22 protein-coding genes are annotated in these 22,765 nt (G+C 52.2%); 5 read left to right on the plus strand and 17 right to left on the minus strand.

Translation table 11 applies throughout. The annotated features are described in order from the left end of the window. Nucleotides 1-23 precede the first annotated feature (23 nt). On the plus strand, nt 24-815 hold the full coding sequence (locus tag EDC33_RS09470) for a glucose 1-dehydrogenase (protein WP_040106410.1): 792 nt from the start codon (nt 24-26) through the stop codon (nt 813-815). A 33-nt stretch (nt 816-848) separates the two neighbouring features. Here EDC33_RS09470 and EDC33_RS09475 read toward each other — a convergent pair whose 3' ends face one another. The 4 genes from EDC33_RS09475 to EDC33_RS09485 all read right to left on the minus strand — a co-directional run bounded on the left by EDC33_RS09475 (nt 849) and on the right by EDC33_RS09485 (nt 3,287). Next, a complete protein-coding gene (locus EDC33_RS09475; protein ID WP_124010982.1) occupies nt 849-1,577 on the minus strand; it encodes a hypothetical protein in 729 nt (242 codons plus the stop codon). 120 nt (nt 1,578-1,697) lie between these two features. Then, a complete protein-coding gene (locus EDC33_RS09480) occupies nt 1,698-2,624 on the minus strand; it encodes a diacylglycerol kinase (RefSeq protein WP_094907047.1) in 927 nt (308 codons plus the stop codon). Next, the gene (locus tag EDC33_RS12675; protein WP_170156394.1) at nt 2,621-2,788 is read right to left on the minus strand and encodes a hypothetical protein; all 168 of its coding nucleotides are present in this window, start codon (nt 2,786-2,788) and stop codon (nt 2,621-2,623) included. The genes EDC33_RS09480 and EDC33_RS12675 overlap by 4 nt, the downstream gene beginning before the upstream one ends. After that, nucleotides 2,781-3,287 carry a GrpB family protein gene (locus EDC33_RS09485; RefSeq protein ID WP_124010983.1) on the minus strand — a complete coding sequence of 169 codons (507 nt, stop codon included), beginning with the start codon at nt 3,285-3,287 and terminating at the stop codon, nt 2,781-2,783. The genes EDC33_RS12675 and EDC33_RS09485 overlap by 8 nt, the downstream gene beginning before the upstream one ends. A gap of 123 nt (nt 3,288-3,410) precedes the next feature. Between EDC33_RS09485 and EDC33_RS09490 the strand changes: the two genes are divergently transcribed. Next, a complete protein-coding gene (locus EDC33_RS09490) occupies nt 3,411-4,172 on the plus strand; it encodes a hypothetical protein (RefSeq protein ID WP_124010984.1) in 762 nt (253 codons plus the stop codon). 53 nt (nt 4,173-4,225) lie between these two features. Here the strand turns inward: EDC33_RS09490 and gatB are convergent, their stop codons facing one another. The 3 genes from gatB to gatC are packed head-to-tail and all read right to left on the minus strand — an operon-like array spanning nt 4,226 to nt 7,433. Then, on the minus strand, nt 4,226-5,656 hold the full coding sequence (gene gatB / locus EDC33_RS09495; protein ID WP_124010985.1) for an Asp-tRNA(Asn)/Glu-tRNA(Gln) amidotransferase subunit GatB: 1,431 nt from the start codon (nt 5,654-5,656) through the stop codon (nt 4,226-4,228). Further along, nucleotides 5,656-7,131 carry an Asp-tRNA(Asn)/Glu-tRNA(Gln) amidotransferase subunit GatA gene (gene gatA, locus EDC33_RS09500; RefSeq protein WP_124010986.1) on the minus strand — a complete coding sequence of 492 codons (1,476 nt, stop codon included), beginning with the start codon at nt 7,129-7,131 and terminating at the stop codon, nt 5,656-5,658. Before gatA ends, gatB begins: the two co-directional genes overlap by 1 nt. Before the next feature lie 11 nt (nt 7,132-7,142). After that, a complete protein-coding gene (gene gatC, locus EDC33_RS09505; protein ID WP_040106417.1) occupies nt 7,143-7,433 on the minus strand; it encodes an Asp-tRNA(Asn)/Glu-tRNA(Gln) amidotransferase subunit GatC in 291 nt (96 codons plus the stop codon). 307 nt (nt 7,434-7,740) lie between these two features. Between gatC and putP the strand changes: the two genes are divergently transcribed. Further along, complete coding sequence (gene putP / locus EDC33_RS09510) at nt 7,741-9,300, plus strand: sodium/proline symporter PutP (RefSeq protein ID WP_124010987.1); 1,560 nt, start codon at nt 7,741-7,743, stop codon at nt 9,298-9,300. 47 nt (nt 9,301-9,347) lie between these two features. Here the strand turns inward: putP and EDC33_RS09515 are convergent, their stop codons facing one another. The 10 genes from EDC33_RS09515 to EDC33_RS09560 all read right to left on the minus strand — a co-directional run bounded on the left by EDC33_RS09515 (nt 9,348) and on the right by EDC33_RS09560 (nt 20,872). Continuing rightward, nucleotides 9,348-10,556 carry a CamS family sex pheromone protein gene (locus EDC33_RS09515; protein WP_124010988.1) on the minus strand — a complete coding sequence of 403 codons (1,209 nt, stop codon included), beginning with the start codon at nt 10,554-10,556 and terminating at the stop codon, nt 9,348-9,350. Continuing rightward, nucleotides 10,553-12,529, minus strand: a complete 1,977-nt coding sequence (gene ligA / locus EDC33_RS09520; protein ID WP_124010989.1) for an NAD-dependent DNA ligase LigA — start codon at nt 12,527-12,529, stop codon at nt 10,553-10,555. Before ligA ends, EDC33_RS09515 begins: the two co-directional genes overlap by 4 nt. A gap of 8 nt (nt 12,530-12,537) precedes the next feature. Next, entirely contained in the window at nt 12,538-14,712 is a 2,175-nt protein-coding gene (gene pcrA / locus EDC33_RS09525) for a DNA helicase PcrA (protein ID WP_124010990.1), read from the minus strand. Between the two features lie 15 nt (nt 14,713-14,727). Further along, complete coding sequence (gene pcrB / locus EDC33_RS09530) at nt 14,728-15,396, minus strand: heptaprenylglyceryl phosphate synthase (RefSeq protein ID WP_084217772.1); 669 nt, start codon at nt 15,394-15,396, stop codon at nt 14,728-14,730. Between the two features lie 132 nt (nt 15,397-15,528). Beyond that, nucleotides 15,529-16,218 carry a M15 family metallopeptidase gene (locus EDC33_RS09535; RefSeq protein ID WP_094907038.1) on the minus strand — a complete coding sequence of 230 codons (690 nt, stop codon included), beginning with the start codon at nt 16,216-16,218 and terminating at the stop codon, nt 15,529-15,531. A gap of 72 nt (nt 16,219-16,290) precedes the next feature. Next, nucleotides 16,291-17,586 (minus strand): adenylosuccinate lyase, encoded by a 1,296-nt coding sequence (purB, locus tag EDC33_RS09540; RefSeq protein WP_124010991.1) that lies wholly within the window; start codon nt 17,584-17,586, stop codon nt 16,291-16,293. A 120-nt stretch (nt 17,587-17,706) separates the two neighbouring features. Beyond that, nucleotides 17,707-17,892, minus strand: coding sequence for an NETI motif-containing protein (locus EDC33_RS09545; RefSeq protein WP_371128704.1), 186 nt, complete (start codon nt 17,890-17,892; stop codon nt 17,707-17,709). Then, nucleotides 17,870-18,514 carry a DUF2179 domain-containing protein gene (locus EDC33_RS09550; protein WP_124010992.1) on the minus strand — a complete coding sequence of 215 codons (645 nt, stop codon included), beginning with the start codon at nt 18,512-18,514 and terminating at the stop codon, nt 17,870-17,872. Before EDC33_RS09550 ends, EDC33_RS09545 begins: the two co-directional genes overlap by 23 nt. Before the next feature lie 53 nt (nt 18,515-18,567). After that, nucleotides 18,568-19,413: an NAD(+) synthase gene (gene nadE, locus EDC33_RS09555; protein WP_124010993.1), complete on the minus strand. Its 846-nt coding sequence runs from the start codon at nt 19,411-19,413 to the stop codon at nt 18,568-18,570. Between the two features lie 7 nt (nt 19,414-19,420). After that, a complete protein-coding gene (locus EDC33_RS09560) occupies nt 19,421-20,872 on the minus strand; it encodes a nicotinate phosphoribosyltransferase (RefSeq protein ID WP_124010994.1) in 1,452 nt (483 codons plus the stop codon). 95 nt (nt 20,873-20,967) lie between these two features. Between EDC33_RS09560 and EDC33_RS09565 the strand changes: the two genes are divergently transcribed. Continuing rightward, complete coding sequence (locus EDC33_RS09565; protein ID WP_094907032.1) at nt 20,968-22,146, plus strand: MFS transporter; 1,179 nt, start codon at nt 20,968-20,970, stop codon at nt 22,144-22,146. Between the two features lie 37 nt (nt 22,147-22,183). Next, nucleotides 22,184-22,735: a cysteine hydrolase family protein gene (locus EDC33_RS09570; protein WP_094907031.1), complete on the plus strand. Its 552-nt coding sequence runs from the start codon at nt 22,184-22,186 to the stop codon at nt 22,733-22,735. Nucleotides 22,736-22,765: the final 30 nt, after the last annotated feature.

The raw sequence follows: 22,765 nt of genomic DNA on the forward strand, positions 1-22,765 counted from the left end.
AATAGAATGGGAGTGGTGAATCTATGTATGAAGATCTGAAAGGAAAAACAGCCCTTGTGACAGGCGGGTCAAGCGGTATCGGTAAGGCGATTGTGAAAAGATATCATGAAGAGGGCATGAATGTAATGTTTACTTATCACAGCGGAGACGATGAAGCGAACGAAATCGTCGATGAACTGAATGATGGGAGCGGCGCATCCGTCGCCACGATGAAGTGTGATGTGACAGAGGAACAGGAAGTCGTCGATGCAGTAAGACAGACGATCGAAAAGTTCGGGGGCCTCGATGTCATGGTCAACAATGCCGGCATCCAGAAGGATGTACCAAGTCACGAGCTCTCGGTCGACGAGTTCGACAAGGTCATCAATACGAACCTCCGCGGCACATTCATCGGGGCCCGCGAGGCATTGAAGCATTACCTCGATACGGATAAGAAGGGCAGCATCATCAATATCTCAAGCGTCCATGAGATCATCCCCTGGCCGCACTACGCCCACTACACTGCAAGCAAGGGCGGCGTGAAGCTGTTGACGCAGTCCCTTGCCCTCGAGTATTCAGGCCTTGGCATAAGGGTAAACAATATCGCTCCCGGCAGTGTAAATACACCGATCAATGAAGAGTTCTTCTCCACACCGGAAGAGAAGGAAGGTGCAGACGACTTCGTACCGATGGGCTATGTTGCAGAACCTGAGCACATATCGAACATCGCAGCCTTCATGGCTTCGGAACAGTCCGTGTACATTACAGGACAGACGATCGTAGCCGATGGCGGCCTGAGCCTCTATCCTTCCCACAAGAACCCGGAATACGACTGATACAAAAGAAAGCTGAATGATCCGATGGACCATTCAGCTTTCTTTTTCTGCTTCCTTGCGCTCTTCTCTTTCTTCCTTCGCCTTCTCTTTCGCCTTTTGCTTCTTGTCTTCCTCTTCTTTACGCTCCTCCTCTTCTTCATCAGCTTTTTCCTTCGCCTGTTTCTTCTCCTCTTCTGCTTCTTTGCGTTCCTGTTTCTCCTCTTCCACTTCTTCTTCCAGTTCCTGCATCTCTTCCTGATACTCCTGTTCGACTTCGGACGTGGATGGCAGGAACGGTTCCTTATTGTGGTCGGTCCGTTTGCCGTAGCGGAGCATCTCATAGATCAGCAGGCCGTTGTTCGGCATACCGTTTACGGTCTTCATTGGTACGGCATCAAAAAGGACGAAATAAAATATATAGAAGATGAACCGGTTCCAGAAGGTCACCTGGTCCTCCATATAGCCATTTGCGAGCAGTGCATTGATGGTTAGTCCAAGGATGGCATTAACCAGGATGGGACTGGCGTAGACCATGATATACGCGAACCTGCTCTGGTTCTTCAATTCATCGTACGAGAACCAGCTGTATAGATGGTAATGCCTGCGGACATCCAGTATTCCTATCTTGAACAGTCTGGGGCCGGAACCCAGTGTAAGCCGGCTGTTGGTCGCGCCGAAAATGAAACCGGCCACCACATACCCTGTCTCTCTGAGTATGACGACGACAGGCAATATGATGAATGCGGAAATGACGAGTGATATCAAGTCGGGTATGCCAAACATGAAATGGACCTCTCTTTATAGGAAATTGATTATTTTAGAAGTGCAGTGCACTTGGCATATCCTTTACCCAATCCTCCCGGAAAAAACCGGATGTAATGGAATGGTAAACGGAATGAAATATTATTGTCCCTCTTCATCCGTCAAGATATATTCCTCGTAGAAGGACTTCGGCACCCGGACTTCCAGATGTTCCTTCAAGTTGATGAAGTGGGCGGGGAGGACGCCTCCGAATTCCCCATCCAGATTGAGATGGACTTCTTCGAACGAGGAGATGTCCACTTCCTCAGCTTTGAAGAAATGGACTTTTGGATGCTTCAGATGCTCCCCCCGTGTGGCCAGGGTCATGATGTGCCCGATTTCTGCAAGGCCCGCCTCTTCGACGATGATCAGGGTGAACTTGCCGTCGTTCAGCCGTGCATCCGGCACAAGCTTTTCGAAGCCGCCGATGGAATTCGTCAGTCCGAGCATGAACAGCATCACTTTGCCTTCAAAGACATTGTCGTCATACTCTATCTTGACATTGGTGCTCCTTATCTTCGGCAGCATCTCTATCCCCTTTACATAGTATGCCAGGGGACCGATGATGGATTTCAATTTGCTCGGCGCTTCATAGGAGACTTCAGTGATCTTCCCTCCGCCTGCAATATTGATGAAATATTTGCTGTTCATGCGGCCGATGTCGATGCGTGCCGATTGGCCGCTGACAATCATCTCCACTGCTTCGTCGATCGTCGGTGGGATATGCAGTGCCTTGGCAAAATCATTCACCGTTCCCATCGGTATGATGCCGAGGGCCGGCCTTTCATCATATGCCGCCATACCATTGACCACTTCATTGACCGTACCGTCGCCGCCTGCCGCAACAATCAGATCGAATCCAAGATCGCACGCTTTTGCTGCAGCCTGTGTGGCATCCCCGGCACATGTCGTCGCATGTGTACTTGTTATGTAGCCGCCGACCTCCAGGCGCTCCAATACTTCTGCCAGGGATTCCTTGAACGCTTCACGTCCGGAAGTCGGGTTATAGATAATTCTCGCAGTCTTCATTTCCTTCTCCTATTTTTGTGTTTTGTATATGCGTAGAACAGGTAGACGCTCAGCAGAAAAACGACAATCTGAAACGTCCTGAGCAGTGCAGAATACCCGGTCGTGGAGACGATGAGCATGAGCACGATGAGCACACAGTTCAGGATGAAGAGGAATCTATACAATGCCCATGTCCCCCTGCTGTTCCATGATGGTACTATACAGCTCTGCTTTTTTCAGTTCATACCTCTTCTGATCCAGCTTCTGGTCCAGGTAGGCCTCCTTGATCTTTCGGAACTGCTCGATAAACCTGTCGTTCTCATTGAGGCAGTCCCTGCAGTAGAGTATTTCATCCTTCCTTTCCGATTCATGGTGCATCAGGATGAAATTCACCTCGAAATCCTCAAGGGTATCACGCAAAACGACCTCTTCAATGTAGTCGGTGGGGAGGCCGCTCACCTTGTCGTACCCCTCCTGGATCATTCCGTTCGCCAGCATATTTATATTTTCTTCATACTTCATCAGTAAAAGGACATCGACAGCTCCCGGGAGGTCCATCTTCGGGATGCTGGTGGAACCGACATGATGGATCTCCTTCACACTCGTCTTGAAATGGTTCAGGATCTCCAGTGATGCCTGGATGTAGCATTCCGACGCCTTCTCATAAATAGTAGTGGTATTCATCTATAATCATCCTAAATGTGTCATTCATTAAAAGTTTTGTGTATACTATATTTGAAAAAATTTAATTTTCAACATTATATCATATTTGAAGTATAGTATGTGTATACATTAAAGGAGGACATCATGAAGAAAGCACTGATAATTATACTTCTCGTCATCTTCGGCATCGGCATATACATGAATTTCGGCATGGGAAAGAGCGTCGAAGAAACCACCATCAAAGAAGCACCTGCCTCAACGGCATCCGCAGAACCGCCATCCGAAGAAGGACCCGATGAAGAAGAAGCTCCACAGGAGGAGCCTGAAACTGCTGAAGCCACCAATGAAGAAGATATGCGTCCATTCAATCAGGAAGCGCTGAACGGAATCCATGAAGAGGCGGTGGCAGAGAATGAACCCGTCATCATCGATGTCGTCATCCCCTCATACTACACCGAAGACTTCGTCGATCTCCTGACGCAGCAATTCGGCAAGAGCCGCATCGAATTCAACCGGGTCGACCTCGATGCCGCCTCTCCAGGGCTTGAAACGCTCACAGTCAACGAAAACAGCGATGGAGTCATCATCGATGCCCTGCAGATCATGGACTATAATCAGGAGGTCCTGCCCGATCGTGCGGTGGAGCGTCTTGAGGATGCATACATGAAGCTCCATGATGCGGGCAAAGTCGTGTATCTGCTGGGGAACCCCAATGTCCACCAGCACGAGAACCTCGCCCAGGTACTGAAAGCGGACGCGGAACATTTTCCGGAGCATGACTACTACTATATCGACAACCAGGACATCACCGTTGAAGATGCATACTATGACTACGATTCCGGGGTGCTGACCGGGCCGGTGGAAACGCGCATCGCACAGAATATCCATGAATATATGATCGAATAGAAAAAACCTTGGGTGCATGCACCCAAGGTTTTTCAACGTGCCGAATGAATCGTCTATCTCTTGTCGATCTCTTCCAGCAATATCTGGTTGACCATCTTCGGATTCGCCTGGCCTTTTGATTTCTTCATGATCTGGCCGACGAGGAAGCCGATTGCACGGTCCTTGCCGTTCTTGAAGTCTTCGATCGACTGCGGGTTGGCATCCAGTACTTCCGTCACCATGCCGGTGAGGACTGCCGGATCGGAAATCTGTTCCATGCCGAGGTCCTTGACGACCTTCTTCGCATCCCCGCCTTTTTCCACAAGTACATTGAAGACCTTCTTCGCCTGTTTGCTTGAGATGGTGCCGTCCTCGATCAGCTTGATCATGTCGGACAGGTTCTCCGGCGTAAGCGCCGTATCACCGAGCTCGACCTGCTGCTTGTTGAGGTATTCATTCACGCCGCCCATCAGCCAGTTGGAAGCGAGCTTCACGTCTGCTTGATGGGACTCCACCATTTCATTGAAGAAGTCCGAAGTCTCCTTCTTGAGTGTGAGTACGTGGGCATCATATGCCGGAAGTCCGTATTCATCCACATACTTTTCTTTGAGGGCATCAGGCAGGAGCGGGATGCTTTCGCGGATCCTGTCCTTCCACTCCTGGTCGATATGGATTTCCACAAGGTCCGGTTCCGGGAAGTATCTGTAGTCGTCCGATCCTTCCTTGACGCGCATGAGGACCGTGTCCCCGCTCTTCTCATCGAAGCGGCGGGTCTCCTGGGCGATCTCCCCGCCCTTCATCAGCACTTTTTCCTGGCGCTTCTCTTCGAATTCCAGACCTTTCCTGACATAGTTGAAGGAGTTCAGGTTCTTCAATTCGGCCTTCGTGCCGAATTCCTCCTGGCCGTATGGACGCAGGGAGATGTTGGCGTCACAGCGGAGTGAGCCCTCCTCCATCTTGCAGTCGGAAACGCCTGTATACTGGATGATCGCCTTCAGCTTCTCGAGATAGGCATACGCCTCCTCAGGCGTCCTGATGTCCGGCTCGGAGACGATTTCGACAAGCGGCGTCCCCTGACGGTTCAGGTCGACCAGTGAATGGTCTTCCTTATGCGTCGATTTGCCGGCATCCTCCTCAAGGTGCAGACGGGTGATGCCGATGCGCCGCGTCTCCCCGCCGACTTCGATTTCGATCCAGCCATTCTCTCCAATCGGCTGATCGAATTGTGAAATCTGATATGCTTTCGGGTTGTCCGGATAGAAATAGTTCTTCCTGTCGAATTTCGTCACATCCGCAATATCCATATTGAGGGCCATGGCCGCCTTCATGCCGAAGTTGACAGCTTCCTTGTTCGGTACAGGCAGCGTGCCCGGATAGGCGAGGTCGATGACGCTCAAGTTCGTGTTCGGCTCGGCACCAAAGTGTGCAGGTGCATCCGAGAACATCTTGGTGTTTGTTTTAAGTTCAACGTGGACTTCCAGTCCAATGACCGTTTCAAAATGCATTATTGCACCTCCAGTTGCAGCGACTTCAGTTCTTCGTGGAGATTGAACTGCTCTTCGAATTTCAATGCCGCATTGTATATTTTCTTCTCATCAAAGTGGTTGCCGATGAGCTGCAGCCCGATTGGACGGCCGGATGTGCTCAGGCCACTCGGGATGGAGAGGGCCGGCATCCCCGTCAGGTTCGCCGGGATGGTCAGGATATCATCCTTGTACATCTCCAGCTGGTCGTCGGACTTCTCTCCGAGGTCGTATGCAGGTGTCGGTGTTGTCGGACCGATGATCAGATCATATTCATTGAAGAGATCCTTCATCTCACCTTCGATGACGCCGCGCAGCTTCTGGGCACGGATGTAGTGCTGGTCGTAGTGGCCGGCACTGAGCACGAATGTTCCGAGGAGGATACGGCGTTTGACCTCTTCGCCGAACCCTTCTGCACGCGTCTTCTTATAGTGCTCCTCAAGCGTCTTCGTACCTTCAGCCTTGTAGCCGTAGCGTATGCCGTCAAAGCGGGCAAGGTTTGAGCTCGCTTCACTGGAGGCGATCAGGTAGTATGCACTGACCACATACTTGGTGTGGGGAATGGATACTTCCTCCACTGTCGCACCGAGGGATTCGAACGTTTCGGCAGCCTTTCTGACGGATGCCTTCACTTCTTCGCTGATGCCTTCCCTGATGAACTCCTTCGGAAGGGCGATCTTCATGCCGGATAGATCCTTGTCTATGCCCTCCAGGAAGTTGTTGTCCATGCCTGGTTTGCTTGTCGCATCCTTATTGTGTGAACCTGAAATCAGTTCAAGGATCTTTGCGTTGTCCCTGACATTCCTTGTGATCGGACCAATCTGATCAAGTGATGACGCGAATGCGACGAGGCCGTACCTGGACACACGTCCGTATGTCGGCTTCATGCCCACCACACCACAGAAGGCTGCAGGCTGACGGACGGAACCGCCCGTATCGGAGCCGAGGGAGAATGGGACGAAGCCAGCCGCCACTGCTGCTGCAGAGCCGCCTGAGGAACCGCCTGGAACGGCATTGGTGTCCCATGGGTTGCGCGTCTTTTTGAAGTAGGAGTTCTCCGTGGAACCGCCCATGGCAAATTCATCCATGTTCTGCTTGCCCACCATGACCGCATTCGCGGCATTGAGCTTCTCCATGACCGTCGCATCATATACCGGAATGAAGTCCTCCAGCATGCGGCTTGCACATGTCGTCAGCACATCCTTCGTGCAGATGTTGTCCTTGATGCCCATCGGAATGCCGAACAGCGGGCCTTCCATCCTGTCTTCAGCCTGAAGCTGGTCGAGTGCCTCCGCCTGTTTCATCGCCGCTTCTTTATCGACAAACAAAAAAGAACCGATTGTCTCATCAGACGCTTCGATTCTATCGAACAGCGCACCTACCACTTCAGAAGGTTTGATTTCTTTGGATTGTATCTTTTCATACAGTGTCTCCACTGTCATTTCGTGAATGTTCACACTAGCCCTCCTTACAGCATTTTCGGCACTTTGAAGTGGCCGTCTTTTGTGGATTTCGCATTGCTCATCGCTTCTTCCTGCGATAAAGGTTCACTCGGTACATCTTCACGCATGACATTGGTCAAATCCAGCGCGTGGAACATCGGTTCCGTCTCACTCAGATCCACTTCATCGAGAAGGTGGGCGTAGTCGACTATCTTATCCAATTCTTTTGTGAAAGCTTCTGCTGCTTTCTCATCCTGTATTTCGATACGTGCAAGATTCGCCACGTGTTTTACCGTATCCAGATTAATCTCAGACATCCTGTTCCCTCCATTTCTAATAAAGAACATATAAATTTTATCAAACATTCCTTCAAAAATCTATTCCATCAGCCTTTTTACTCTTTCTTCCTGTAAAAATGGAAATTTAGTGTAAAATTGTTTTCTTTATTTTCTAAATATTCATTGTAATGCCTGACCAGTATAGTATAATTAAACCGTGTAAATTTATACCTGGAAAATCCCTTTCATATCAGGGGTTCCGCGCATTTTGGCGGCATAATTTTACGAAACCAATTTGCAATGCAAGACCAGGTTTTGTATTGTGTCTAAGGGGAGGAGATTAAAAATGATACTGAATTCAGCACAATTTACATTCACGGCTGGATGGCAGGAGTACATAATGATGGCATTATACTTCATCGTTCTGATCATCATCGGACTCTATGCCTATAAGCAATCCACATCAGACCTCAGTGGATACATGCTCGGCGGCCGCAGCATCGGTCCTTGGGTTACTGCACTGTCCGCAGGTGCATCGGACATGAGCGGTTGGATGCTCATGGGTCTGCCAGGCAGCATGTACAGCGTAGGTCTATCCAGCATCTGGATCGCCATCGGTCTCACAATCGGGGCATACATCAACTACTGGGTGGTCGCACCGAGGCTGCGTGTCTATTCGGAGGTTTCCGAAGACTCCATCACACTGCCGGACTTCTTCGAGAACCGCTTTAAAGACAATAAACATATTCTGAAAATCGTTTCCGGTCTCGTTATAGTAATATTCTTTGCGGTCTACACGGCAAGCGGCATGGTATCCGGCGGTAAGCTTTTCCAAAGTGCATTTGATGTGCCTTACCACTGGGGACTTTTCGTCACAGCAGCTGTCGTGGTCGTCTATACATTCGTCGGGGGATATCTGGCAGTCAGTCTGACCGACTTCTTCCAGGGGACGATCATGTTCATCGCAATCGTCCTGATTCCGATCGTTGCATGGATGAACCTTACAGGACAGGGAGTCGAACCTTTCGTCAGGATAGAGGACCTCGGTGCAGCTGCGGATGTCAACTATCTGTCATTCATCAGCGGTGTATCGATCATCACCATCCTGAGCAACCTGGCATGGGGCTTCGGCTACTTTGGACAGCCGCACATCATCGTGCGCTTCATGTCCATTAGATCCCATAAGATCATTCCGAAAGCCCGTCGGATCGGCATCACTTGGATGTCCATCGCACTCGTCGGTGCGTGTCTGACAGGTCTGCTCGGGATCGCATTCACGGATGCCACAGCGAATGACGTGGCAGACCCTGAGACGATCCTCATCCTCATGAGCCAGGTGCTCTTCCATCCGCTTATCGGTGGATTCTTCCTGGCAGCGATTCTTGCAGCAATCATGAGTACGATTTCTTCACAGCTTCTCGTTACATCCAGTTCACTGGTTCAGGATTTCTACAAGATCATGAGACGCAAAACGGTCGATAAGGAGACGAAATCGAAAGAGGAGCTCGACAAGCACTTCGTGCTTCTTGGACGCCTTTCCGTCGTACTCGTCGCCATCGTTGCAATCATCATTGCATGGGATGATGAATCCGTCATCCTCAACATCGTCGCCAATGCCTGGGCAGGGTTCGGTGCAGCATTCGGACCGCTCGTCGTCCTTTCACTCCATTGGAAAGGCCTGACACGCGCAGGTGCCGTTGCAGCCATCATCGGTGGTGCCGCCACGGTCATCATCTGGATCGCAGCAGGCGGCTTCGGTACAGGGCTCTACGAGATCATCCCTGGTGTCATCGTATCTACGCTTGCAGCAATCATTGTAAGTAAGATGACCCAAGGTACCGGCATCTCCAAAGAGATGGAAGCCGAATTCGATGAAACGACGAACATCCTTAAACAGAGCAAGTAGGATACACGAAAAGGAGCACCCGCACGGGGTGCTCCTTTTTTGTTCTTCTATTCGTATATGTGCACGTTAATGTTCTCTTCCTCATCCTTGGTGATCAGCGCATAGGACTGGTTTTTGTCTTTAATCGAAACCTCGACTTCCGTACTCCTGAAATGCTCTGCAACGAGACCCCTTACATACTGCGTCAGGCCGATGATTTCACCGCGGCTGCTGTATTCCACCGGAATCTCTATAGTCAGCTGCTCAAGCGCCCCATCGACAAAGTACCCATGGCCGATGGAGGTCGTGAAGCTGTCGAAGTATGATTCCAGCTTCCTGTTGAAGTTCTGATACTCGCTGTTTATTTCTTCGCTGACGGCACTGGCATCGGAAGAAGGCAGGAGGACATAGTTCTCATTGACCTCTTCGAAGCTTGAAATCTCATCTGCGCCTCCCTCCACCACTGCAGTGGAGACGAAATTTCCGGGTGTGATGGACGTATCTGTGGACTGGATGAAGATGCCGAAAACGATCTTCATGTCCTTGTAGTCCTCATTGGCACGCAGACGCTCAAGAATTTCCTCAGCCATCTGCTCCCCTTCCTGCCTGACCGTCTCTGCATCGAGTTCCCTTGTGAAGGTCGGCCCATACTGCTCTTTCTGATAATGGTATTCACTGTTCATCGCCAGCCCGATCGTCATGCCTCCGAACTCAAGATCCTCCCCATCTTCTGAAGGAATCATATAATTCTGCTCCAATATATGGGAGAGGTAGAGGGGTGCTTTCTGGGCGATGGCTTCAGGGTCTGTTTCCCCTTCGGCAGAAGGGTTGAGTCCAAGATTGCTGAATGCATTGTTCTGTGCCTTCTCCTCTTCAGACATCCCTTCGATCTCTTCCATCGTGTAGCTGCGCCCGAGGTAGCCGCGGATCATCTCCTCGGTGAACACCTGACCTTCGCGGAAGACGTATTCATCCGGGCTGAATGAGCCTTTGCTCAACTCGAAGAGTCCCTTTTCAAATGCTTCGATGTTGTAGTTCGATACCATATTGGAGCTGGTGAGCCCACGGGATGGTGAAAGTTCGTATGGGATGACGGTACGGTAATATCCTGCTTCATCGTTCGAAGTCACCGTCTCATCCTGCTCCTCCACCGGGGCCGTATTCACTTCCTGATCGCGCTCCCCCTCATCCTCGTTCTGCTGCACCGCTTCCTCTGAGCTGCATGCCGCCAGAAGGGACATCATAAGAAACAGTGGCAATATATATTTCTTCATCATGACCGTGGCCCCATCTTCTCTATGAATTCCTGTTCGTTCCAGACCGTCACGCCAAGGGATTGCGCCTTTTCAAGTTTGCTTCCGGCATCCTCCCCCGCAACGACCACATCCGTTTTACTGGAGACACTGCCGGTCACTTTTCCACCGGTATCCTCTATCATCGACTTGGCTTCATTCCTTGTCAGCTCTGCAAGTTTCCCCGTCAGGACGAATGTCATTCCCGCAAGTGCGCCACTTGATGCTTCCTGGACTTCCTCCGTCATATTCACGCCATACCGCGCCAATTTGTCTATCAATTCCCTGAAGTCTGGGTGTGCGGTATATGTCACTATGGAGTCGGCGATCTTCTCACCGATTTCAGGAATTTCTATGAAGCGTTCCTTGGGCTGTTCCATGATTGCCTCCATGGAACCGAATTCCCGGGCGATGAGTTCAGACGCCTTCGTTCCCAGGAATCTGATGCCGAGTCCCACCAGCAGCTTCCTGAGTGGATTCTCCTTGGAAGCTTCGATTGCTGAAAGCAGGTTTTCGATTTTCTTGTCCCCCATCCTCTCCAGTGGAATGAGGTCGTCGTATGTCAGGGCATATATATCCCCGACATCTTTTATGAGTCCGGCATCGAACAGCTGGCGGACCACTTTTTCACCGAGCCCATCGATGTTCATGGCACTTCTTGAGACGAAGTGGATCATGCCCTCGACAAGCTGTGCCGGACACCCCGGATTGATGCAGCGGATTGCCACCTCGTCTTCGAGCTTGACCGTAGCATGACCGCATCCCGGGCACTTGGTCGGCGCTTCGTATATCTCCTGGTCGGTCCTTTCCTCAAGTATCGGCCGGACGACCTCCGGTATGATATCCCCGGCCTTGCGGATCACAACTTTATCATTGATGCGGATATCCTTCTCCTCTATCAGTTCATGATTGTGCAGGGACGCTCTGGCCACAGTCGTTCCGGCCACCTTTACCGGCTTCAATATCGCCGTCGGGGTGATGGCCCCCGTCCGCCCGACTGTCAATTCGATGTCGATCAGGTCAGTGACCACTTCTTCGGCAGGAAACTTGTAGGCGATCGCCCATCTCGGTGACTTTGCGGTATAGCCCATCTCCTCCTGGCCGCTGAAGGCATTCACCTTGATGACGATCCCGTCGATGTCATATTCAAGGTCATTGCGGTGGTTCTCCCAGTATTCTATGTACTCGAGGACTTCATCGATGCTGCTGACGAGCCTTCTTTCCCTGTTCGTCCTGAAGCCTGCCCTATCCAATTCATCCAGCGCCTCGCTCTGCGTCTCCGCTTCGAGCTCCGTCAGATCATTCACGCTGTAGAGGAAGATCGACAAATTCCGCTTGGCTGCAAGCTTCGGGTCAAGCTGACGCAGTGAGCCTGCTGCCGCATTCCTCGGGTTCTGGAATGGCGCATCACCATTCTGCTCCTTCTCTTCATTGAGCTTTTCGAATGAAGACTTCGGCATGTATGCCTCGCCCCGGACTTCAAAGGAGAGCGGACGGTCCAGGGTCAGCGGAATCGCACGGATGGTCCGGAGGTTGGCGGTGATGTTCTCACCGACGGTTCCGTCCCCCCGCGTCGTGCCCTGGACGAAACGCCCCGACTCATACTTCAATGAAACGGCCAGGCCGTCTATCTTCAGTTCGCACATGTATTCGACATCACCGACCGCTTCCCGGACACGTTTGTCGAACGCCCACAATTCCTCTTCATTGAAGGCATTGCCGAGACTGAGCATCGGTGTATCGTGCGCCACCTTCTCAAAGCGGCTGAGCACCTCGCCGCCCACCCTCACTGTAGGGGAAGTGTCCGACTTGAATTCAGGATACTGCTCCTCCAGGGCGATGAGCTCGTGCAGCAGCCTGTCGTATTCGCTGTCGGGGATGGTCGGGTCATCGAGCACATGGTATTCGTAGTTATAGCGGTTCAGCTTATCCTGCAGTGCCTTGATTTTCTCTTCCATTGATCCACCTACTCCTTCTTTTCAATCGGCGCAAAGTTGGCAAGCAGCCGCTTGACGCCGACTTTAGTGAAGATGATGTCCAGTTCCTGGCTGTCACCCTCACCCTTGATCGCCGAGATGATGCCATCTCCAAATTTCTTGTGCGCCACCTTGTCTCCGATGGAGAAGCTGACGCCGCTGTTGTTCGTCACTACACGGCTCCTCTTCGGCGCCTGCTTCTTCCGTGCACTGCCCGAGCTGCTGGAGAAGAAGTCATTCGACACGGCGCCATCTCCGCCTTCCACCAATGTCTCCGGAATTTCAGCCAGGAAACGGCTCTGCATGTTCGCCTCTGTCTTCCCGTAGATCATGCGGCTGTTGGCCCGCGAGAGGAACAGCTGATCCTCCGCCCGGGTGAGCGCAACGTACATCAGACGCCGTTCCTCCTCCAGCTCCTTGTCATCATAGGCGACGCGCCTTGAAGGGAAGATGCCCTCCTCGAGGCCCACGATGAAGACGATCTTGAATTCGAGTCCCTTTGAAGCATGCATCGTCATGAGTGTCACTCCACTGTCGTCTTCGACGCCATCCTGATCGGACACGAGCGCCATGTCACTCAGGAAGGTGAACAGCAGCTCATCGGAAATTTCATTGTCCCTGTCGAATTCGCTTGTGACCGTCTTGAACTCCTCAAGGTTCTCGATGCGGCTCCTCGACTCGATGGTCTTCTCCGCTTCAAGCATCTCCATATAGCCGGTCGTCTTCAGCACTTCATCCACGAGTTCCGTGATGGTGATGAACCTGGCCTTCTGCTGCAGCTTCTCGAGCAGATCTACAAGACCCATCAGCTTGACGACGGCCGTCTTCGGAATGCCGATGAAGTCGGATTCCTTGATCGCCTCAAAGATGCTGATGCCGGTATTCTGGCCATGTGCCTTCAGCTTATCCACCGTCTTCGGTCCAAGGCCCCGCTTCGGCGTATTGACGATGCGTTCGAAGCTGATGTCGTCATTCGGGTTCAGGATCACCTTCAGATAGCTCATGAGATCCTTGATCTCCTTACGGTCGTAGAACTTGATGCCGCCGACCATCTTGTATGCGATGTTCGATTTGACGAGCGTATCCTCGATCGCCCGCGACTGGGCATTCGTCCGGTACAGTATCGCCATATCGCTGTAGCTGTACTTGCCTGAGAGGTCCAGTATGTTGCGGACGACCTCCTCGGCCTCCCCGCGCTCGGAATCGGCGACGAGGTTCTTGAGCTTCGGTCCGCCGTCACGATCGGTGCGCAGTGCCTTCGGTTTGCGCTCGGTATTGTTCTCGATCACGGCATTCGCCGCATCGAGTATGTTCTTGCTGGAGCGGTAGTTCTGCTCCAGTTTGATGACGACCGCTTCCGGATAGTCATCCTCGAAGTTGAGGATGTTCGTGATGTCCGCCCCCCTGAATTTGTAGATGGACTGGTCGGAGTCACCGACCACGCAGATATTGCGGTATTTCGCCGCAAGCTGGCTGATCAGGCGGTACTGTGCATGGTTCGTATCCTGATATTCATCGACATGGATGTACTGGAAACGGTTCTGGTAGTACTCCAGAACCTTCGGCTCCTTGTCGAACAGCTCGATCGTCAGCATGATCAGATCATCGAAGTCGAGGGCGCTGTTGCGGTAGAGGATCTGCTGGTAGTCGTGATAGATTTCGCTGTAGAGCGTATCCGGATAGGCCGCCGCCTCCCTGATGCTCTCTTCGGGACGGATCAGCTGGTTCTTCTTGTCCGAAATGAAACCGATGATGCTCCTTGGGTTATGCTGCTTTATATCCAGGTTGCGCCGCTTCAATATATCCTTGACGACGGATTTCTGGTCCGTCGGGTCGAGGATGGAAAAGCTGTTTTCATAACCCAGATGGTTTATGTTGCTCCGCAGTATCCGCACACACATGGAGTGGAAGGTGGAGATCCACATATGCTCCGCGCCTTCCGACACCAGTGCACCGACACGGTCCTTCATCTCCCTTGCCGCCTTGTTGGTGAATGTGATGGCCAGGATGTTCCTCGCCGGCACCTCCTTCTCACCGAGCAGGTAGGCGACACGGTGCGTCAGCACCCGCGTCTTCCCACTGCCTGCCCCTGCCATGATGAGCAGCGGCCCCTCGGTCGTCTGGATGGCCTTCTTCTGTTCTTTATTCATCAAACTTAGATCCATTATAAAAACTCCAATTTATTTAATGATTGTCCTGAGTGCCTTCTTCGGACTGTCGTATATGACATTCCCCACGACGATGGTGCCGGCGTACTGTGACATCTCCGCGGCTTCCTCCCGTGAAGAGATCCCGCCGCCATAGATGATATGGGAGCGGCCGGCATTTTCGCGCACGGCATTCATGATCTCCGCATCCCCGTAGGTGCCACTGTATTCAATATATATATACTCTGTCTGATAGAGCTTGTCCATCATATTGATGTAGTGCGGAAGCATCTCGGGCGTCACATGCTTCCCTTCCGCCTTTTTGAATGCCTTGCATTCCGGATTCATGATGATGTACGGCAGGAGGGAAATCTCATCATAGTCGAGCAGGTGCCCATATTCCGCCAGTGCCTCGAGCATCAGCCCATGCTGCCACTTCATGTCTCCGGTGTTGAAGACCGCTGGTATGAAATAATGGTCGAATCCGGGTACAACCGCTTCCGTCGATGTCACTTCAAGCGCCACCGGTACAGAGAAGCGCCGCACGCGCGCCATCAGGTTCAGCACGTTGTCCTCCGTGATGCCGTCCGTGCCGCCGATGATGACGGCGTCCGTATCCGACTCGCAGATCCGTGTCAGATCCTCGTCACTGATCTCCTTTGCAGGATCCAGCTTGAATACATGTTTGCAATCTTTAAGCATATATAAAACTCCCATCAGAATTCATAAGGATATTATAGCATTTTTAGCATGCCGCTGTTTTATTATATACGGGATTTTCGAAAGTCTTCAAAAGCAAAAATGACCCGCCCGGCTGATGCCGGTCAGGTCATTCTAATCGATGCCCAGATATTCCTCAAGGGACAGTCCGCTTTCGTATATCGCTTCCGCTTCCTCTTCACCTACATACCTGAGATGCCAGGGTTCATACATGTATCCGGTAATATGCTCCTTGCCTTCAGGATAGCGGACGATGAACCCATATTCGTGGGCCACATCCTTCATCCATTCATATTCCGGCGTATCACCGAACTCGACGGTCAGGTTGGAGGCACTGTCGGTGGAGCCGACATCGACGGTAAGTCCGGTCTGGTGCTCCGAGTGTCCGGGTCTTGCACTGTACTGGTCGGCCGCTTCCTGTCCATCACGGGCGACATAGTTGTTGTAGAGCTGCTCCTGATACTCGTAGGTCCTGAAATCGCTGACCAATACAAAGTCGAGGCCGCGTTCCGCTCCGTCGCGGAACATCTGCTGATAGGCCTCTATGACTTCCGGCTGGAGTCCGGGATTATAATCGACCGGCAGCGGAATCTCCTTGTTGACGACCAGTATGTCATCGACATAGGTGACGCCATCAATGACCTCGATATCCGGGAGTGCCTCGAGCTCGCCCACTTCAGCTGTGGCATAGTCTTTTTCGAAGGTGTCGTGCGCCTGTGTCTCCGCTTCATCCAGGGTGATGCCGCACCCGGCCACAATAAGGACCAGCACAGGCAGCAGACCCGATTTCACACTTTTGTACATTGAACCGCTCCTTCAGCATTCGGTAGATTCATCTTATCACATTCCCGTCTGCTGTTTTAAGGATAAATGCACCTATTCCAGTCCTGCCCTCTGGAAGATGATGTCCACGCGCTTCAAGTGGTGGTTTTCATCGAAGCATTCCTCAAGCTCCTCTGGAGTCAGCAGTTCCCTGATGCGTGCATCATCCTGCACCAGTTCCCTGAACGGTACTTTAGTCTCCCATGATTCCATCGCCTTCGGCTGGACGAGGTCATATGCCTCTTCACGTACAAGCCCCTTGTCGATCAGCGTGAGCATGACGCGCTGGGAGTACACGAGGCCGAAAGTCTTGTCGATGTTCGCCTTCATGTTGTCCTCGAACACTGTGAGGTTTTTGATGATGTTCGTAAACCGGCTCAGCATGTAGTCGAGTCCGATCGTCACATCCGGCAGCATGATCCGCTCGGCGGAAGAGTGTGAGATGTCCCGTTCATGCCAGAGCGGTACGTTTTCGTAGGCGGTTGTGATGTAGCCGCGGATGACGCGGGAGAGGCCCGTCACATTTTCACTGCCGATCGGATTGCGCTTATGCGGCATGGCACTGGAGCCCTTCTGCCCTTTGCCGAATGCCTCTTCCACTTCCCGCGTCTCGGTCTTCTGCAGTCCGCGCACTTCCACCGCAAACTTCTCGATCGATGTTGCAATCAGGCCGAGCGTCGCTATGTAATAGGCATGGCGGTCACGCTGCAGTGTCTGTGTGGACACTTCTGCAGTATCGAGTCCGAGGTGTTCGCATACATAGGCCTCCACTTCCGGCGGGATGTTCGCGAAGGTGCCGACCGCACCGCTCATCTTGCCGACCTCTATCTCCTTCCTGACATTCCTGAAACGCTCGAGATTGCGCTTCATCTCCATATACCACAGCGCCATCTTGATGCCGAAGGTCGTCGGTTCCGCATGGACACCGTGCGTACGTCCCATCATCAATGTCGTCTTATGCTCCCTTGCCTTATCGCCGAGCACTTCAATGAATTTCTCAAGATCTTCTTCAATCAGTGCATTCGCCTGCTTGATGAGATAGCTCTGGGCTGTATCCACGACATCGGTCGAAGTCAGGCCGTAATGCACCCATTTCCTTTCTTCGCCGAGCGTCTCCGACACCTGGCGTGTAAATGCCACGACATCATGGCGCGTCTCCGCTTCGATCTCCTTGATGCGGTCCACGTCGATCCGGGCATTCCTGCGGATTTCCTGCACTTCATCCTTTGGTATGTAACCGAGTTCCGCCCATGCTTCAGATGCGAGGATCTCCACTTCCAGCCATGCTCTGAACCTATTTTCTTCCGTCCATATCTTTGACATTTCCTCACGGGAATAACGAGAAATCATGCATACACGCTCCTTAGTTTTATTTCCTCTCCATTATAACAAAACATATCAAAAAACGAACATTTTTTTGATATAAAATAAAAATGTTCGAAAAAATAGACGGATAATTAATATATCCGTCTATTCTTCAATCTTTTTTCCTTCAAATACAATTTCCTGATGGTCGACGATGCGTCTGCCATCCTTCTCGATGAATACTGGGCGCTCCACGCGGCGGACCGGCTGATACCCTTCTTCCCGCATCCGCGCAAGGCATCCCTCCAGGGATTCCCCATCTTCCACTTTAAACTTTTTCTTTTTCGGCATCTTTATCACTTTCCGATTCTCCTGCTTCGGAAATCTCCTCCAATACTTCTTCTACATTTTCAGGCTCATAGTTTCTGAGTCGCTTGCGTCTGACGCCCTTCGTCCAGAAACCGCCATTGATGTTCTTCGGCTCGTGCGTGATGATGAACGCCCGTTCATCAAGTTCCTTGATCGTTGCGATGAGCTTCCGTTCATATTTCCTCGGCGTAAGTATCTGCAGGGTCATCCGTTCACCGTCACGCCCATACTGATAGCCATGCGTGACACCGTAGCCCAAATCCCTGAGGTTCTTCGGAAGATCCTTGTCTATCTCCGATGTGATCACGTTGACGACCAGGTAGCCGAGGGCGAGCTTCTCCTCGATCTTCAGGCCGACGAGTATGCCGGCTCCGAAACCGAGGGCGTAGGCGACGACGTTCTGGAACTGGTCCAGGTTCTCGAGCACCAGGCCGAGACCGATGACATATACGAACGTTTCCAGAATGCTGAATATTGCTGCAGTATAACGGTATCCCTTGAGTGTAGAGATGGTACGCAACGTCAGGAAACTCACATAGATGATGTTTATGACAAAGATGACCAGTACCATCAGCCACGGATTTTGTGATATGGCTGTTATCATTCTATTCTACCTTTCTTTCTGCTTGAATATGCCTCTCCTGCCGACAGGCAGAGCTACTCCTCCTGCTTCTCTCCATAGGCAGGCTTGTTGTAGCGGTGGTAAGGGAGGTCCCGCTTGTGCTGGGTCTTCTTGAACCATCCGATGATGGTCTCATAGTCCTTATCCGAGACTTCCCGGCCTTCCAGGAAGTCGTCGATCGCCTTGTAGCTGACACCGAGCGCCTCTTCATCGCTGAGCATCGGCTTGTCATCCTCCAGGTCGGCCGTAGGGACCTTATTTGCCAGGTGCTCAGGGGCCTCCAGATATTCGAGGAGCATCTTGCCCTGACGTTTGTTCAGGCCGAACAGCGGAACAAGGTCGGCTGCCCCATCGCCGAATTTCGTATAGAAGCCTGTGATGGCTTCGGCTGGATGGTCCGTTCCGAGCACGACACCATCGGACACGGCAGCCACTGCATAATGGGCTTTCATACGTTCACGGGCCTTTTCGTTGCCTTCCAGGAAGTCCGTCAGTTCATATCCGGCTTCCTTCAATGAAGCGATGCTCTGATCCACATTGGGCTGGATGTCGATCGTTGCGGAAACAGTCGGCTGGATGTATTCGACCGCATCGATGGCATCCTGTTCGTCATTCTGCTTGCCGTACGGCAGACGCAGCGCATGGAATTCATAACCGCCACCCTCGACTTCCTCGTTCAGTTCATCGACGGCCATCTGGGCGAGTTTCCCGAGCAGCGTCGAATCCTGTCCGCCCGAAATGCCGAGGACGAACGATTTGATGAATGTATAGTTCTTTACATAGTCCTTCATGAAATCGATGATCTCCCGCGTCTCCGTGGCAGGATCGATTTCCGGTTTTACATTGAATTGTTCAACAATCTCTTTCTGTAAAGGTCTCATTTCTACATCACTCCAATGTTTTATTACTTGATTCCTCGATGAGGTCCTGTTTGATCTGCCATAGCTCCCTGGAGAGGTCGACCGGGTACTCCTCTGGATTGAGGAACCGCTTGTACTCTTCCCAGAGCAGTCCGAGGCGTTCCTCGTGGCGGCGTTTTATCGTGTCGACACTCTCCGGCTCATACACGCACTCCCCATCTATGAATATGTCCTTCAAAAGCTCCACCGCCCTGTAGGAGCGGATGAGCTTCCTTTTCATCGTATGGATGGGGTGGAACATGAGCAGCGGCTCATCCTGCTTTATCTCTTCCCCAAAATGCGTAATGTATTCACCTTCAGACATCCCCGTATTTTTGTTGATGATCCGGTGGATGTTCTTTTTGCCGGGTGTCGTCACCTTTTCCGGGTTGCCTGAAATCTTTATCCTGTTCTCAAGCTCTCCTTCATCATTTTCGATGGCCACGAGCTTGTAGACGGCGCCGAGCGCCGGCTGGTCATAGGCTGTAATCAATTTGGTGCCGATGCCCCAGCTGTCTACCTTTGCCCCCTGGGAGAGGAGCGACAGGATCGTCACTTCATCCAGGTCATTCGAGACGATGATCTTCACATCATGGAAGCCCGCCTCATCCAGCATCTTCCGCGCCTCTTTGGAAAGGTATGCGATATCGCCGGAATCAAGTCGGATGCCGATGAAATTGATCTTGTCCCCATACTCTTTGGCCACCTTGATCGCGTTCGGCACGCCGGACTTCAGCGTATCGAAAGTGTCGACGAGGAAGACGCAGTCCTTATGCGACTCTGCATAGGCCTTGAAGGCATCGTAATCGTCGCCATACGCCTGGACCATGGCATGGGCATGTGTACCGCTTGCATTCAGGCCGAAGAGTTTCGCAGCCCGTACATTGCTTGTCCCGTCGAACCCGCCGATGATGGCAGCGCGGGCACCCCAGAGTGCCGCATCGAACTCATGCGCCCGGCGTGTGCCGAATTCCATCAGGATGCTGTCCGGCACGAGCTGCCGGATGCGGCTCGCCTTCGTTGCGATCAGCGTCTGGAAATTGACGATATTGAGGAGTGCGGTCTCGACGAGCTGGGCTTCGATGATCGGCGCCTCCACCTGGACAAGCGGCATATTGGCGAATACAAGCTCGCCTTCCTGTACGGCGCGCACCTTTCCGGTGAAGCGCAGATCCTTCAAATATGCCAGGAAGTCCTCCTCATATCCGATGGACCTCAAATACTCGATATCCGATTCCGTGAACCTCAGATTCTTGAGGAAATTGATGATGCGCTCGAGGCCGGCGAATACCGCATAGCCATTATCGAACGGCATGCTCCTGAAATAAAGGTCGAACACGGCAGTCCGGTTCCCCAGCCCTTGTTCCAGGTAGGTCTTGCCCATATTGATCTGATACAGATCCGTGTGCAGCATAAAACTGTCATCTTCAAATTGATACATTTTCTACAGTCCCTCCATGAAGTGCTCCAAATCAGTTATAATCATTCTAACACAACCAAATTCCATACCAACATAAATATCATTGGAGGAATACCATGAAATTTGCAAGTTTCAGGGCACGCTTCGTCATCCTCTCCCTGATCGTCTGCATATCCGGATTCTCGCAGGGCATGCTCCTCCCCCTCATCTCCTTCATCCTGGAGAACCGGGAAGTGCATGCCACTCTCAACGGACTGCATGCCTCAGGACTCTACATAGGGGTGCTCGTGTCCGCCCTATTCATCGAAGCACCGCTCAGGAAATACGGCTTCAGGCCCATGATCATCGCCGGAGGGGTCATCGTCGGCATATCCATGCTGCTGTTCCCGGTTCTGGAATCGATATGGATCTGGTTCCTGCTCCGCCTCCTCGTCGGAGTCGGCGACAATGTGCTCCATTTCAGTACACAGACATGGCTGACCCAGAGCACCCCGCAGCACAAGCTCGGACGTGTCATCGCCTTCTATGGCCTGTTCTTCTCGTTCGGCTTCATGATCGGACCGAAGATCAGCGAGCTCGTGGTCATCTGGGAACCGCTGCCCTTCGTCGTCTCGGGCGTACTCACCATGATGGGCTGGCCGCTCATCTTCCTGCTGAAGGGGGCTGAAGATGCGATGCCGGTCGATTCCGGCGCGCCCATCACGCTGTTCAATACCTTCAGGAATTTCAAGGCTGTGCTCGCAACGAGCTGGATCGCCTTCCTGTTCCCGATGCTGTTCGGCATCTTCGAGGCATCGCTCAACAGCAACTTCCCCGTCTTTGCAGTCAGGAATGGATTCACCATTTCCGACATCACCTGGATACTGCCTGCCTTCAGCTTCGGCGCCATACTCCTGCAGGTGCCGATCGGTGCGCTCGGGGACCGCGTCGGACGCAGCCGGCTCATCACCGTACTGCTCGTGCTCGGAGGTGTGACGTTCCTGTTCATGGAACTCTACAGCAGCTCCTTCGCCATGCTGGTGATGCTGTTCATACTCGCCGGCGTCTTCGTCGGCTCCATGTACTCCTTAGGCATCAGCTACATGACGGACATCACACCGAAGTCCAACCTTCCGGCGGGCAATTTGATGGCGGGTATCATGTTCAGCCTCGGCAGCATCGTCGGACCTGTCATCGGCGGGTACATCATCACCGCCTCGGGCGGGAACTACTACTTCATCTTCTTCACGATCGCCATCGCCATCATCACCCTGCTGAATATATCATTTATGTATAGGCGCCGGGATGTGGCATAATGGATATGAAAATAATGAAGCACAAGGAGGATTACAGATGAACAATGCACTGCTCGTCATCGACTATTCATATGATTTTGCAGCACCCGACGGTAAGTTGACCGCAGGAGAAGCCGCCCAGGCAATCGAGGCGGCCATCGTGGACAGGATCCGTGAGGCCCACGAAGCCTGTCAGCCGATATTCTTCATGATGGACCTTCATTTCGAACAGGACGACCTGCACCCCGAATCGAAGCTGTTTCCACCCCACAACATAGAAGGGACGGAGGGACGTGCACTCTATGGCAGGGTCCATGATGTCTACGAGGAAATCAAGGATGAACAGAATATCTTCTTCATCGACAAGCGCCGCTACAGCGCATTTGCCGGCACACCCCTCAACCAGCTGCTCCAGGAGCGGAAGGTCGACACCGTGACGCTGACCGGTCTTGTGACCGACATATGCATCATGCACACCGCCGTGGACGCCTACAACAACGGCTATGGCATCGTCGTCCCCGCCTCATGCGTCGCCTCCTTCAACCCGGCGGGACATGAGAGCGCACTCGATCATTTCAAAAATGCACTCGGTGCCACTGTAGAACCGTAGAAGGATGCATACTACAATGATAAAATGGGA

Source organism: Salinicoccus roseus (assembly GCF_003814515.1).
GTDB lineage: Bacteria > Bacillota > Bacilli > Staphylococcales > Salinicoccaceae > Salinicoccus > Salinicoccus roseus.